Below are 14,332 nucleotides of genomic sequence, written 5' to 3' on the forward strand. Positions count from 1 at the left end.
TGCTCGCGGAAGATGCATGCTCTGTCACTGCGTAGTCGGCTTTGGTGTGATGAAATACTCACCGTCGCCGCATTTCCGCGGGTGGTACCTGTCATCCTCCCCCAACAGCACCGGGCGTTCGGAACGGGGACCACACGCTCGAGCTGACCAGCCTTCGCCTAGTCACCCCTGGGATGTCATGGAGTACACGGAGCTTGCGGACTATCCGGTGCCGACCGGTCGGATCACCGAGTGGATTCCGACCGTCGAGGCCGATCGGTGGCAGTCGGACGGTCGTCCACTCTCACCCAATCACGCTGCGCACCTCTACCATTCGGCCACGTCGTCGACCGCCGACGATTTCGGGCTCGGCTCCTGGATCGGCACCGCCTTCCGCCTGCCCGGAGCCTTCGATCCCGACACCTTCGCCGAGGTCCTGCGCATCTGGATCGCCCGGCATGACGCGTTCCGCACCACAGCGCAGCACGACGGACACGGCCACGCGCGCTACGTCGTCGTCCCGGACTCGGTGACCATCACCGCACGTCGCCAGGAGGCGCCCCCGGAGGGGGTGAGCGTCGACCACCACATCGAGCGCTTCTTCGCCCGCGAGGTCAGCGCGCTGCGGTGGCCGCACGTGGTGGCCACCACCATCGAACCCGACAGCGCCCTCGAGGCCGCCAAGGGTGTCATCGTCATCGTCGGCGCCGATCACTCCGTGATGGACGCCTACACCCAGTTGCTGCTGATCGCCGAGTTCCGGGAGATCTACGGCGCGCTGACCGACGGCCGCGACCCGGTCCTGCCGCCGTGCGGATCCTTCGTCGACCACTGTGCCCACGAACATCGCACGGCCGAATCGATCACCGCCGATCACCCGGCGGTGACCACCTGGCGATCGTTCCTGGAGGGCGACTCCGGCCGGCTGACGATGCCGCGATTCCCGTTGCCCACACAGCCTTCGGCCACCACCGCGACCACCGCGGCGGCTCCCGGCTGGCAGTCGAGCCTGTCGCTGTGGCTGCTGGACGCGCAGGAGACCGCCGCGTTCAACGCCGCCTGCAAGCAGCACGGCAAGTCACTGTCCGGTGGCGCCTTCACTGCCCTCGCGGCGGCGATCGAGCGACTCACCGGTGAGCGCACCACCCGCTTCGTGATGCCGATGCACACCCGCACCGATCCGGAATCCCTGGCCGCCGCCGGGTGGTACGTCGGACTCGTGCCCGTCGAGATGTCGTTGGGTGAGGCGAACACCTTCGCCGAGGCCATCGACATCGTCGACGCGGGCGTACGTCGCCACGCCGCGCTCACCCACGTCCCGCACCCACGGATCGCGGAGTTGCTGGCCGTGACCGAGGCGCCACGATTCGCCGTGTCATTCGTCGACGCACGTTTCGTGCCGGGCGCCGACTCGTGGGACGAGCGGGATCGCGCGCTGCGCAGCCGAATCCACAATCTCGACGAGGTCTACCTATGGGTGAATCGCACCCATGAGGGCATGAACGTCTCGATGCGCTTCCCGAACAACGAGGTCGCCGCGGCGTCCCTGCACGCACTGATCGGCGAGTACACAGCGGTGCTGCGCGAGGTCGCCGCCAACGGTGATCTCGCCTTGTGCGGCGCACCCACCGACGCCGCACCCACCGATTCCGCCGACACCGACTCGGCCCCGAGCCCGACGGTCACCTCGACCGAGGTTCGATGAGGCTGGGTCCGGACACCTACTGGTGCCCGAGCCCCGGGCGGCTGGTGGATTTCGTCCCCGCGCCGTCGACGATGCAGGCGGCCGAGTCCGCACCGGAGCACCCGCTGGGCCCGTCGCTGCTGCAGGGTGACCACATCTCCGGTGTGCTCGCGCAGCGCGCCGCCGGTCGCGAGCACCGTGGGTACACCTGCAGTGCGATCACGGTGGACGCCGACCTCGACGAGGACCGGATGGCGGCGGCGCTGACCGCGTTCGTACGGGCCCACGAGGGCCTGCGGTCGTCCTTCCGGGTCGACGAGGCCGCCGGCATCACCCGCTACGTCGTCGACCCAGAGGCGATCGACATCGTGGCCGCCGAGGTCACCGAGACCGACCCGCATCGTCATCTGGCCCAACGCCTTCCGCACACGGCCGTCTTCGATGCGTTCCCCGGATGCGCGTTCGGGGTGGTGACGCGACCGGGATCGTTCGACCTCTACTACGGCATCGATCACGCCTACGGGGACGGCAGTTCCCAGGTGCTCGGGCTGCTGGAGATCCTGGCCCGCTATCGCGGCGAGCAGAACCATCCGCTGGTGTCCGCACGGCACGGCAGTTACCTCGATTACGCCGTCGAGGAGTTCACCCGTGCCACCGCGCTCACCCCGGATTCGCCCGGCGTCGTCGAATGGCGGCGAGTCCTCACCGAATCCGGCGGCACCATCCCGGTTTTCCCGCTGCCGCTGGGGCTCGGTGACGATCCGCAGCAGGTGGTCATCCACTGTGAGGATCTCGCCGACGCCGCCACCACCGAGGCGCTCTCGGTGATCGCCAAAGCTCATGGGACGAGCCTGATCTCGGTGATCTATGCGGGACTCGCACTGGCGCACAAGGCATTGTCCGGTGCCGGGCGGTATGCCACCGCCACGGTGCTGTCCACCCGGGGGAACGCGGAGCACCGCGGTTCGCAGGGCTGGTACTGTAACTTCGCACCGGTCGGATTCGAGATCCGAGGCTCGACGGTCGAGGAGGTCATCGACGACGCGGCCGCCGCCGTGGAGGCGTCGAAGCGCGCCGTCGCCGACCCGGTACACGGTGCCCTGGCGATCCTGCTGGGCGAGGGGGCCATTGACCCGTCGGTGGTCGCGAGCCCACAGATGGTGACCTACTTCGATTTCCGCTGGTTCCCGGCCCCCGAGGGTGCCCGCGACATCGTCGTGTTCACCGGCGAGGGACGCACCCGCAATGCCTCCCTGTGGATCTCCCGCGATCTCGACGGTCTGCGCATCAACACCCAGCGTCCGGACAATCCGGTGGCGGCCGAATCGGTGGTACGGTACTTCGCCACCGTCCGCGACATCCTCACCGCCGCGGTGGCCGTCGACGCCGGAGCACGCTGATGCACGTCACCGCCGTCGACCTCGCCGACCTCGCCGGTCGACTCACCGAGATCGAGGTCACCTGGGATGCGGAGCCGGCGCAGTGCGATGTGCCGGTCACCTTCAATCAGGGCAACCATGTTCGCGCCCAACTCACCGGAAGCGGGGCCTGGCTGGCCGGCACGGTGACCCTGCCGGATCGGTATCCCGACCGGTCGCGGATCGTCGAGGCCGTCACCCGCCTGCTGGTCGAGCACGACGCGCTCCGGGCCCGAATTCGGCCGTGCGACACTCCTCGTCAGGACGTGTACGCCCCCGACCAGTTCGAGGTTCGGTCCCGGACCGTCGGCACGGTGTGGCACGGATTCACCACCGCCCTGATCACCGAGCGGTGTCGAGCGGGCGAGGTCCCCGGATTGTTCTTCGGCATCCTCGCCGATCGGCTCGTCTGCGCCTTCGATCATGCGCACGCCGACGCTCTCACCATCGATCTCGTCCTGCGACGGCTGTACGAGCTCTACGCCGATCCCGGCACCGCCGCCCGCACCACACGCAGTTTCGCGCAGCGGTGCGTCATCGAGGAGACGGGCGCGTCGGTGTCGGGTGGACCGCACTCGACCGACCCCACGCGTCTGATGCAGGTGTGGGAGGACTTCTTCACGATCACCGACGCAACCCTGCCGGTCTTCCCACTGCCACTCGGATCGGGATCGGCCCCACAGCGCACCGTCGTCGTACCGCTGCTGAACTCCCCGGAATGCCATGATGTACTGGGTCGTTCGGCGTTCGCCCACATCCTGGCGACGCTGACAACAGCGGTGGCATCGGTGGGCGGGCCACGGCGACTGGCGACGCTGATACCCGTGCACACCCGCGGGGCGCGCGATTCCGGCTGGCACGACACGGCGGGCTGGATGGTCTCCAACGCGCCGGTGGTCGTCGACGCCGGAGATCCGGACAGCGCCACGCAGTGGCTGACACACGCTGCGGCACTGACGGATCTACCGCTGGATCAGGTACTCGCCCACTGTCGGCCGAGTTTCGTCACCGAGGGCATCTTCATGGTCTCCTACCTCGACTACCGCAAGCTGGGTCCGGCATTGCCCGGAGCACAGCACATCTCGGCGGTGACGAGAACCGACACCGCGCAGTTCTGGTTCAACCGTTCGGAGTCCGGACTGGATCTGCGCGTGCGCTACCCCGGCCGACCCGAGGCCGACGCCGCAATGGCCGAACTGCTCCGGGTGCTCACCACCGAACTCCGGGAACCGCTGCGCCACAGCGCGTGCCGCACCAGCGCCTGAGCACTCCGCGCGCAGTTGCGCGCTCGGCTCCCACATGCACGCCATGCATTCCGTGCGTGTGGGAGCTGCGTGCGCATCGTCGAGTGAGCCCCTACGCGCGGCAGGTGGTCGCGGCGGTGTCGATGGCCGCCTCGGCCGCGTGGCGTTCGTTCTCCGACCAGCCATGGACCCCGAGGAACATCTGACGGTTGTCGGCGTCGGTGGGCCGCACCTGATCCCAGTAATCGGCGCGGCCGGCGGGACTCAGGGCGAGAACGTTCGCCAGTTCCGCCGACGAATCCGAGTACTTCATGATCTTGGCGTAGTCGGCCGGGTCCTGTGCCGCCAGCGTCGCCTCGGCCTGCCCGACGGTGCAGGTGCTTCCCGGCACCGCCGACGACGTATCGGCGGCGGATGCGACACCGGCCGCCAGCGTTCCGGCGATGCCGATACCGACGACGACGATGCCGATCCGGACACCGACGGTCTGATTCACGAGTTTCATGGGTCCACCTTTTCTCCCGCACCGAAAACCACCTCCGGTGTGACAGTCACCAACACTAGGAATCCACCTTGGGAGTGGGCTGTGATGAACCTGCCAATACTGAATGATTTCCATAGCGCGAGAACGCTTTTCACCATTCGTCGCCATTGCCCGGATTGGCGGGTGCACCCGCCGCCCGGATCAGCCGCCACCCCCACCCGGGCGCGAACTAAAGTGGATCCGATCCGTTCCACCCCACCCCGACACGATCGCAGCGATGGACACCGACGACCCACGCCCCCAACCGCCGGCACGACCATCGATGTCGGGCGCTCTGTTCGCGGTCCCGGACGTGCGGGGCCGCTGGCCCGCGGCCATTCGGGCCGGCCTCGCCTTCGCGATTCCCGCCGCCGTGCTGTATCTACTCGGCTTCGACCGCGATTGCCTGCTGGCCACCCTCGGCGGCTTCGCCGCACTCTACGGCGAGAAACGTCCGTACCGTGTGCGGTGGCGGGCGGTGAGCACCGCAGGCGCTGTGCTGGTGGCGACCACCGCCGGGTACGGCGCACTCGGGGCCTGGGCCGGGCCGTCGGCGACGTCGCCGGAGAATCTCGTCGTGATCATCGCGCTGGTCGCCGGTGCGGCCGTCACGGCGTTCTGCCTGAACGCGCTGCGACTCGGGCCGCCGGGCCCGTTCTTCTTCGTCCTGACCGCCGCGATCGCCTCCGTCGTGACCCGGCACGGCGTCGATCTCACCCCACTGGTCCTGGCCTCCGGCGCCGGCGCCGTCGCATCCCTGGTGGTATCGATGGCGCCGGCCCTGTGGCGCCCGCACGGCCCGGAGACCGCCGCCACGGCCGCGGCGATCCGGGCGGTCGAGGACTACCTCGACGACAATCGCAGTACCGCACCCGCACATCGTCACGGGGTGGCCCTGTCCACCTTGCATGCGTGGTCCGTGCTGCACGACGCGGCCGCCACCAACAGCGCTCTGGCCCAACAACTCTGGGAGTCCATGCGCCGCTGGCACGGCGCCCGGCAACCCGTCGACCTGGCACCGCCACTGCCCCGCCCGTCGGTCGCCCACCGGCTGCGGATCGCCGCCCGGCGGTTCAATCACGCCGAGGTGACCACGGCACGGGTCGCGTCAGCCGCCTTCGCCGCGGGCGCGATCTCTATCGCCACCGGACTCTCGCGTCCCGACTGGGCGATCCTCGGCGCGGTGCTGGTTCTCCAGTTGGGGCCCGACCGCATCCGCGGTGTGGTGCGCGGTGCGCACCGGCTGATCGGAACGGTCGCCGGACTCGGCGTGTTCGTCGCCCTGCACCTGCTCGACCTGGGTGTGCCGACGCTGATCGTGGTGATCGCGGCGCTCAATCTGCTGATCGAGTTGACCATCGTGGGCAACTACGCCGTGGCGGTCACCTTCATCACTCCTCTCGCCATGCTGATGGGTGACCCCGCCGTCGACATCACCATTCCGGTGCGTGACCGCTTCCTGGAGACGTTGCTCGGCGTGGTCTGCGCCATCGCCGCCATGTGGCTGGTGCTCGGGCGTGCGCATCGCCGCACCTGGCGGTATGCCGACGAGGCCGTCGTCGGCGGTATCGACGACGTGCTCGACGGCGCCGCGACCCAACCCGTCGGTTCACCCCGATCGATGACGCTGCGCCGCGACCTGCAGTGGTCGCTGCTCGAGGCCGAGATGGCCGCCACCGATGCCGCCGGGAACGAACCCGGGTGGGCGCGACGACGTTGGGCCGCCCACGTCGCGCTGTGTCAGGTCGGTCATGAGGTACTCACGTGGTGCTGGCGTGCCGATCCGGACCGGCCGCTCGACACGGCGATCGCCGGAATGTTGTCCGAACGTCGACTTCTGCTCACCGATCACGCACCTCCCGGCCGCTGACTCCCTGGCGTCCGGTGCATCCGGGCCGACCCCGACCTTCGTCAATTACCTCGAGGCCGCGTCTGCGGTCACCGGCCAACTCGACAGGCAGCCGGTATCGGGCCGCGCCTACGCCGAGGTCAACCCGTGCCAGGTCAACCCGTGGGAAGAGCCCTACACGTCACTGCCGTGACCGGACTTCTCACCATCTGAGGCGACGACGCCCGTGCGGGCCCGCTCACGCGCATCACGATCGGCAGGCTCAGGACCGGCATTTGATCCCGACACGCCCCGGGGAGTACATTCGACGTCATGCAGCGCGCGCTCCTTCTCGGTTGCCGCGGCGGGGTCTGATCTGACCGGCCCTCCGTCGCGGGCCTTTCTATGCGCCGGTCATCTTCCCCCTCTTTCACTCTCGGAGAATGACCATCATGGCAGCAGCAGACACCTTCACCTCGGGCGCAAGCCGGATCGTCGAGCCCACTGGCCCGATCCCCGCCGACCAGCCCGCATGGAACACCCAACGCAACTCCGCGATGCCGGTACACCGCTATCGCCCCTTCGCCAACGAGGTCGAGACCGTCTCGGTGCCCGACCGCACCTGGCCCGACAAGGTCATCGACCGCGCACCCGGATGGTGTGCGGTAGACCTCCGCGACGGCAACCAGGCCCTGATCGATCCGATGAGCCCGGCCCGCAAACGCCGCATGTTCGACCTGCTGGTTCGTATGGGCTACAAGGAGATCGAGGTCGGATTCCCCTCGGCCAGCCAGACCGACTACGACTTCGTCCGCGAGATCATCGAGGACGGCGCCATCCCCGCCGATGTGACCATCCAGGTGCTGACCCAGTGCCGTGACGAACTGATCGAGCGGACCTTCGACGCGTGCCGCGGCGCCGCCAACGTGATCGTGCACTTCTACAATTCCACCTCGATCCTGCAGCGCCGGGTGGTGTTCCGTGCCGACAAGGACAAGATCACCGAGATCGCCACCCTCGCCGCCCGCAAGGTGCTGGAGGTGGAGAAGAACTACCCCGACACCAATTGGCGCTACGAGTACTCCCCGGAGTCCTACACCGGCACCGAACTGTCCTACGCCAAAGAGGTCTGCGACGCGGTCACCGAGATCATCGCGCCCACCCCGGAGCGGCCGATGATCATCAATCTGCCGGCCACCGTCGAGATGGCCACCCCGAACGTCTATGCCGACTCCATCGAATGGATGCACCGCAACCTGGCCCGCCGGGACTCGATCATTCTGAGCCTGCACCCGCACAACGACCGCGGCACCGCGGTCGCCGCGGCCGAACTCGGCTATCAGGCCGGCGCCGACCGCATCGAGGGATGCCTGTTCGGCAACGGCGAGCGCACCGGCAACGTCTGCCTGGTGACCCTCGGCATGAATCTGTTCAGCCGGGGCGTCGACCCGCAGATCAGTTTCTCCGACATCGACGAGATCCGTCGGACCGTCGAGTACTGCAACCAGCTGAACGTTCCCGAGCGTCATCCCTACGGCGGCGATCTGGTCTACACCGCGTTCTCCGGCAGCCATCAGGACGCCATCAACAAGGGCCTCGACCAGATGAAGTACGACGCCGATGCCGATGACGCCGACGTCGACGACATCACCTGGGCGGTCCCCTACCTGCCGATCGACCCCAAGGACGTCGGCCGCAGCTACGAGGCGGTCATCCGCGTCAACAGCCAGTCCGGCAAGGGCGGCGTCGCCTACATCATGAAGACCGACCACGGCATGAATCTGCCGCGACGCCTGCAGATCGAGTTCAGCCGCGAGATCCAGAAGCTGACCGACGGCGAGGGCGGCGAGGTCGCACCCAAGGAGATGTGGGACGTCTTCGCGCAGGAGTATCTGCTGCCGATCCGGCCGCTGGAACGCATGCGCCAGAAGGTCGATGCGGCCGAGGTCGACGGCGGCGAGGACCGCATCACCGTCGTGGTCAAGGTCGACGGCGTGGAGAAAGAGATCTCCGGCTCCGGCAACGGTCCGCTCGACGCCTTCGTCGATGCGCTGGGCACCGTCGGATTCGACCTGCGCATCCTCGACTACAGCGAACACGCGATGACCGCCGGCGGTGACGCCAACGCGGCCTGCTACGTCGAGGCCGAGATCAACGGCGAAACGGTATGGGGGGTCGGCGTCGCCTCCTCCATCACCACCGCATCACTGCGTGCCGTCGTCTCCGCCGTCAACCGCGCACATCGGGTGACGACACCGGCCGACGAGGCCGGCGACACCGCACCACGCACCTGGGCACCGTAGACCCCAGGTCACACCCCAAGTCCCCAGGGCACACCCCAAGTACCCAGGTCACGCCGAGATCCCGGGTCACATCGAGATCCCGGGTCACATCGACCTTCACATCAGAAACCACCGGCGCGGGCGATCCCCGACGTCGGAGCCACCGAGCGCGGTTACGTCGCCGTCATCGCGCGTGGCACGGAATGGGCCGGACACTGCTTGCGCGAGAAACCCTCGCGAATGTGTCCGGCCCTTTGCCGATGCTCCGGGATCGATCCCGGGTTCTCATCCCTTACGCATGACGACCCACGACCGCCCCGACTCCACACTGGAACGAGCACATTCCCCGTTCCCCTGCCCGTGAGGAGCCGGACCATTGCACGCTGCGGACATGGGCCCCATCGACTACCTGGTGATCGAATTGGCACCGGGTACCGAGGAACTGCCCACCCGGATCGGTGAGACGCTGGCGCGGATGATCGCCTCGGGCATGGTGCGGATTCTGGATCTGCTACTGGTCCATCATGATCGGGACACCGGGTTGTCGGTCCGCGAGTACGAGGACGTCGGCGCCACGCTCCCCGCGGAACTCGGTGGTTCACTCGCCGAGATTCTCGCGCTCGAAGATCTCGACAATCTGGCTCCCGCGATCGAACCGGGCCGCAGCGCGGCAATCCTGGTGTGGGAGTACGTCTGTGCCCGGCAACTCATCGACGCGGCCGCCGCGTCGGATGCCCAGTTGGTCGCGCAGGGACGAATCCCGTTGCGCGCCATCGTGTCCTCGCTGTCCTGCGATGAGTGACAGGTGGGCCGCGCCCATCTCGGACCGCGGTCAGAGCAGGCGACGCTCCCGCGCCCGGTCGACCGCGTCGCGCCGGGTGGACACCCCGAGTTTGCGATAAATCGACTGCTGGTGGGTCTTGACGGTGTTGACGGAGACGAAGAGGTCCGCGGCGATCTCGGATGCCTTGTACATCGTCGGGAGATACCTCAGCACCGCCAACTCACGCTCGGTGAGCAGTTGTTCGGGCGCCACCGCATCCGGATCGGCCGGTGGTGGGGACGCCGCGGCGGTGTCGTCGCCGCAGAGTTCGAGGATGCGATCGACCACCTCGACATGTTTGCCGGTCAGCAACCGGTATCGCGCCACGATGGGGCCGATGTCGGCGGACCACGCCGCGAACGGGCGCACCGATCCGGTGGTACCGGCGACCGCGATCGCCTCCCCGATCCGGTCGAGGGCCTGGGCGTCGCGACGGCACCGGGCGGCCGCGACGGCGGCGACCACCATGGCCTCGCACTGCTGGATCGGATAGTCGCGGTACTTCGTCGACGGCCCGAGGATCGCTGCGACGTCGTTCGGCTTCGCCGACGCCAATGCGACCTCGGCGGTGACGACCCGTTCGAGGACGCCCGCGAGTCCCCAGTCCTGCGGCATCGGTGGCAGGCTTTCCCGGGCACCCTCGACGTCCCCGTGGACCAGGTGCAGCCGGATGAGGACCACGCACATCCACCGCCGGAGCAGGTCGGGCAGCGCGCCGGCGCGCGACCGCAGGACGGCCAGGCGATCGGCGGCGGTCCGGGCGGCGTCGGCGTCACCGGCGGCCACCGCCACCCAGATCGCGTAGATCTCCACGATCATCAGGGCGGCGATGTCGGTGACCGGTTCCCCGGCCACCCGCGCGCGCCGCACATGCTCCCACGCCTCCTCGAGGTGTCCGGTGTGCAGGGCTGCGGCAATGCACACCGCATGCGAGATGAGCACCTGAGGTTGCCTGCTCCAGCCCCGTCGGCCGGCCTGCTCCAACGTGGCGCGCGCCCGCCGACCGGCCTCGGCCAGATGACCGTCGATCAGATCCAGCAGCGACAGGTAACCCGACGCCGCGATGGCCACCAACCCCATGCCCTGATCGACGGCCTGATCTCGGCAGCCTTCCAGCATCCCGCGTGCCTCGACCAACCGGCCCTGCAGCAGGTTCCCGATCCCCAGGTTGTTGGTCGCGAGCACCAGGTAGGCGGGCGCGGCCGGGATGTGACCCGGTTCGACCTCGCCGATGACCTGCCGGATCTGCTCGGCCCGCACCGTGAGATCAGCGATGGTGTGGAACCGGGCGAGCACCATCCGGGCCACCGCGACCACGATCCGGGCGCTCGACACGAGTTCAGCGTCGGGATGAACCGCGCCGTCGGCCAGCATCCGCTCGACGGCGTCCGCGTACTGGCCCATCAGCAGGTAATCGCGTCGGTGATAGGCCAGCACGACGCCGATGATCTGCTCCGCCACGGTGGCCGGGAGGCCCGGCTTGTCGTCAACCTGCTGGAGCGTCGCCGCCAGATCGGCCGCGCGCGCGGTGAGCATCAGGGGAATTGCATACCCCCCGAGCACCCGCGCCGCCTGGGCCCGATCGTCAGCCGCGATCAGGTGCCCGACGGCGGCCACGTGATCACCGTGGTCGAGATACCAGTGCGCCGCGCGGCGATGCAGTTCGGGAACGCTGTCGGGCACTTCGGTCTGCAGCCGATCGCCGAGCAACTCCCGGAGCAGCGGGTGGTAGCGGAACCAGTCCGGGCGGTCGGCGAGGCGCACCGTCAGCGCGTTGTCGGCCACCATCTGTTCGAGAACACGGCGGCCGTCGTCGCGGCCGGTGAGGGCATGCGCCAGCGATGCATCGACCTCCGGGACGAGCGAGGTCGCCAGGAGGAATCGCCGGTCGCTGGACGACAGCCCCGCCAAGACCTCCTCGAGGAGATAGGCGGCCACCAGGCGGTTGTGACCGCTGAACTGCCACAGCGCGTCTCGACTGGCCACCTCGACCGGTGAGCCGCGGCCCAGCAGCGCCAGCCGCAGACCGGCGGGCCACCCCTGGGTGCGTTCGCCGAGCACACCGAGTTCGGCCTCGGACAGACCCATCCCGTCGCACAGCTGCCGGGTCTCGGCACTGGTGAATGCCAGGTCTTCGGCGGTGATCTCGGTGACGGCACCGTCGAGCTGACGCCGTCGTAGGCGCAGTCTGGGCCAGGTCCGGCCGATCAGGATCAGCCGCAGCCGATGCTCACACGCGTCGAGCAGCCGGATGATCGATTCGTTGACGTCGGGATCGGTGATCAGATGGACATCGTCGATGACGACGATCACCGGGGTGCTGCCCGCCGCCAGGACATCGCTGATCCGATCGACGTCGCCGAGGCCGAAATCGGGGCCCGGGGCGATCAGGTCGAGACCGTCGTCGTATCCGGGCACTCGGGCCACCCGGAAGGCCGCGAGCATATCGGTCCAGAACGACGGCAGGTCGGCGTCGGGATCGGCGGTCAACCACACCACCGGCCACGGCGCATCCTCGGCCCACGCGGCCACGGCGAGGGTCTTGCCGTAGCCCGGCCCGGCGCAGACCACGGTGATCGGTCCCTCGATACCGGCGATCAGTGCGGCGTCGAGGCGGGGCCGGTCGACCAGAACCGGCGGAACCGCCGGACGCGACACCCGCAAGCGCGAGCGGGCGCCGCCGATGCCAGTTTCTGTCACAACCCGTCCCGAGGAGATCGCCGGATACTTCCGGCCAGATCTTACGCACCGACGACCACATCCACCCGGGTTCATCAACCTCGCGGGTTCATCCACCTCGGATGACGACCCGATCCGGGCATCCCGCCCATGATGGACACACCAGCACGATCTCATCAGTCGAGGAGAACCCATGACGATGCGTCCCTCACGAGGCACCCGGCATGCGGTGATCGGCCATCCGGTCGGCCGGGCACGCCCGGTTCCCGCCGCCGGCGACACGATCGCCAAGGCCATCGAACGTCGTGCCACCAGGGTCGACGGAGCATCCCGGGGTGCGCCCACCTGACGGGTGCGCCCAGGAAGGACAGGACCGGAACCGATCGTCCGGCTCAGACGTCGGCGACCGCGGTCACCTCACCACGCTCGATCGCCGCGACGAACGCAGCGTGATCGCCGGTATTGACCTTGGCGTACCGGGTGGCGAACCGACGGATCGCCTTGTCGAACTCGGCGGTCTCGCCGAGGTATGCCGAAATCGCGACGGCGTCGCCGGATCGGCCGTGGCCGTAGGCGAGCACCCGGGCACACACCCGGCCGTAGGCATACAACCCCTTCTGGTCCAGGGCCTCGATGACGAAGGAACCCTTGCCGTCGCGAAGTTGACGGAGGTAGAAGTCACGCTGCGTGCCGTCGAGGCCGGGCCCACCGTTCCACCCCAGGAAGACATCGCTGACCGCCTGGATCAGCTTTTGCCCGTGAACGACGCGCTGGCCCTCGTTGTCATAGGTCGGCCCGTCGAGATATCCCGCGAGCACCGAACGCTGGGCCTCCTTGGCCTGCAGTAGCAGCGGATCGCCGGAATCCTTGCCCTGCAGCAACAGAACCCACGCCTGCGTGCCCACACTGCCCACCCCGACGACCTTGCGCGCCATGCGCACGAACTCGAAACGATCGAGCAGGACCTGATGATGCGGCTCCATCGTCGCCCGGAAGTCGACGTACCGGCGTGCGATCTCGTCGTAGAACCCCGGCGCGGACTCACCGAGCAGATTCTCGATGGGAACGATCAACGGGGGCTGATCGACGAACTCGAGGGCGCCGTCGACGACGGTCGTCAGCTTGCTCAACGCCTGCAGGCTGTCGCGCCGCCACGCCTTCTTGATGGTGCGTTGGACCTCCTTGGCCGACTTCGGATCCAGATAAGGGCTCAGCAGTGCCAGATCGGGCGTCGGAATGGCATGGCTGTACCACGCTTTCAGCGTTCCCATGGACGCCAGTCCGGCCATCGTCGTGCGGTATTCGGTGGCGCAGCCCTGCGCGATCTCCTTGGCGATCTTCGGCGTGAACCCATTGCCCAGCGCGGCGACGACCAGGCTGGCGGCGAGCCGCTTCACGTCCCATTCGAAGGGGCCGGGGTAGGTTTCGTCGAAGTCGTTGACGTCGAAGGTCAACTGCCGTTCCGGGGTGGCGTACAGCCCGAAGTTGCTCAGGTGCGCGTCACCGCAGAGTTGCACGGTCAGACCGGAATTCGGGGTCCGGGCGAGGTCGTCGGCCATCACCAGGGCGGCACCGCGGTAGAAGGTGAACGGGGTCCGGGCCATCCGGCCGTGGCGGATCGGCACCAACTCGGGAACCCGGGTACCCGCCTGACCGACCAGCAGACCGATCGGGTCGCGGTCGGCGCCGTCGCCGAGGTCGGCCAGATCGGCCACCGCGACGCGGTCGGCCGCCGCACGCCCGAGGGCTTCCCGATCGGACACGCTCAGATGGCGGCGTGCCGGGTCGGCCTCTACGTCCGGAGCACTCATGGCATGTCCGTTCTCATCGGTGACGACCGGCCCCGGTCGGGTCGAGCGGGGCCGAGCGGGG

The 14,332-nt window shown here is 68.4% G+C and carries 10 protein-coding genes; 7 read left to right on the forward strand and 3 right to left on the reverse strand.

What is annotated here, in order from left to right; translation table 11 throughout:
* Positions 1-178: 178 nt before the first annotated feature.
* From ACWDPV_RS07380 to ACWDPV_RS07390, 3 genes are read left to right on the forward strand one after another with little or no spacing between them, the layout of a single operon-like run.
* Positions 179-1,684, forward strand: coding sequence for a condensation domain-containing protein (locus tag ACWDPV_RS07380; protein ID WP_449742374.1), 1,506 nt, complete (start codon positions 179-181; stop codon positions 1,682-1,684).
* Complete coding sequence (locus tag ACWDPV_RS07385; protein WP_449742375.1) at positions 1,681-3,063, forward strand: condensation domain-containing protein; 1,383 nt, start codon at positions 1,681-1,683, stop codon at positions 3,061-3,063. The genes ACWDPV_RS07380 and ACWDPV_RS07385 overlap by 4 nt, the downstream gene beginning before the upstream one ends.
* Positions 3,063-4,346: a hypothetical protein gene (locus tag ACWDPV_RS07390; RefSeq protein WP_449742376.1), complete on the forward strand. Its 1,284-nt coding sequence runs from the start codon at positions 3,063-3,065 to the stop codon at positions 4,344-4,346. The genes ACWDPV_RS07385 and ACWDPV_RS07390 overlap by 1 nt, the downstream gene beginning before the upstream one ends.
* Before the next feature lie 91 nt (positions 4,347-4,437).
* Here ACWDPV_RS07390 and ACWDPV_RS07395 read toward each other — a convergent pair whose 3' ends face one another.
* Positions 4,438-4,830, reverse strand: coding sequence for a hypothetical protein (locus ACWDPV_RS07395; RefSeq protein ID WP_449742377.1), 393 nt, complete (start codon positions 4,828-4,830; stop codon positions 4,438-4,440).
* 256 nt (positions 4,831-5,086) lie between these two features.
* Here ACWDPV_RS07395 and ACWDPV_RS07400 point away from each other — a divergent pair, with 256 nt between their 5' ends.
* The 3 genes from ACWDPV_RS07400 (at position 5,087) to ACWDPV_RS07410 (ending at position 9,760) form a co-directional block, all read left to right on the forward strand.
* On the forward strand, positions 5,087-6,718 hold the full coding sequence (locus ACWDPV_RS07400; RefSeq protein ID WP_449742378.1) for an FUSC family protein: 1,632 nt from the start codon (positions 5,087-5,089) through the stop codon (positions 6,716-6,718).
* Between the two features lie 410 nt (positions 6,719-7,128).
* Positions 7,129-8,979 carry a 2-isopropylmalate synthase gene (leuA, locus tag ACWDPV_RS07405; protein WP_449742456.1) on the forward strand — a complete coding sequence of 617 codons (1,851 nt, stop codon included), beginning with the start codon at positions 7,129-7,131 and terminating at the stop codon, positions 8,977-8,979.
* Positions 8,980-9,349: 370 nt separating this feature from the next.
* A complete protein-coding gene (locus ACWDPV_RS07410) occupies positions 9,350-9,760 on the forward strand; it encodes a DUF6325 family protein (RefSeq protein WP_348808412.1) in 411 nt (136 codons plus the stop codon).
* A gap of 30 nt (positions 9,761-9,790) precedes the next feature.
* On the opposite strand, the gene ACWDPV_RS07415 is transcribed toward ACWDPV_RS07410, so the two are convergent.
* Positions 9,791-12,481, reverse strand: coding sequence for a LuxR C-terminal-related transcriptional regulator (locus ACWDPV_RS07415; RefSeq protein ID WP_449742379.1), 2,691 nt, complete (start codon positions 12,479-12,481; stop codon positions 9,791-9,793).
* A gap of 172 nt (positions 12,482-12,653) precedes the next feature.
* Here ACWDPV_RS07415 and ACWDPV_RS07420 point away from each other — a divergent pair, with 172 nt between their 5' ends.
* A complete protein-coding gene (locus ACWDPV_RS07420) occupies positions 12,654-12,809 on the forward strand; it encodes a hypothetical protein (RefSeq protein WP_348806143.1) in 156 nt (51 codons plus the stop codon).
* 43 nt (positions 12,810-12,852) lie between these two features.
* Here the strand turns inward: ACWDPV_RS07420 and ACWDPV_RS07425 are convergent, their stop codons facing one another.
* Entirely contained in the window at positions 12,853-14,271 is a 1,419-nt protein-coding gene (locus ACWDPV_RS07425; protein WP_348806144.1) for a DUF2252 domain-containing protein, read from the reverse strand.
* Between the last annotated feature and the right edge of the window lie 61 nt (positions 14,272-14,332).

It is taken from the genome of Gordonia sp. NPDC003504 (assembly GCF_053587995.1).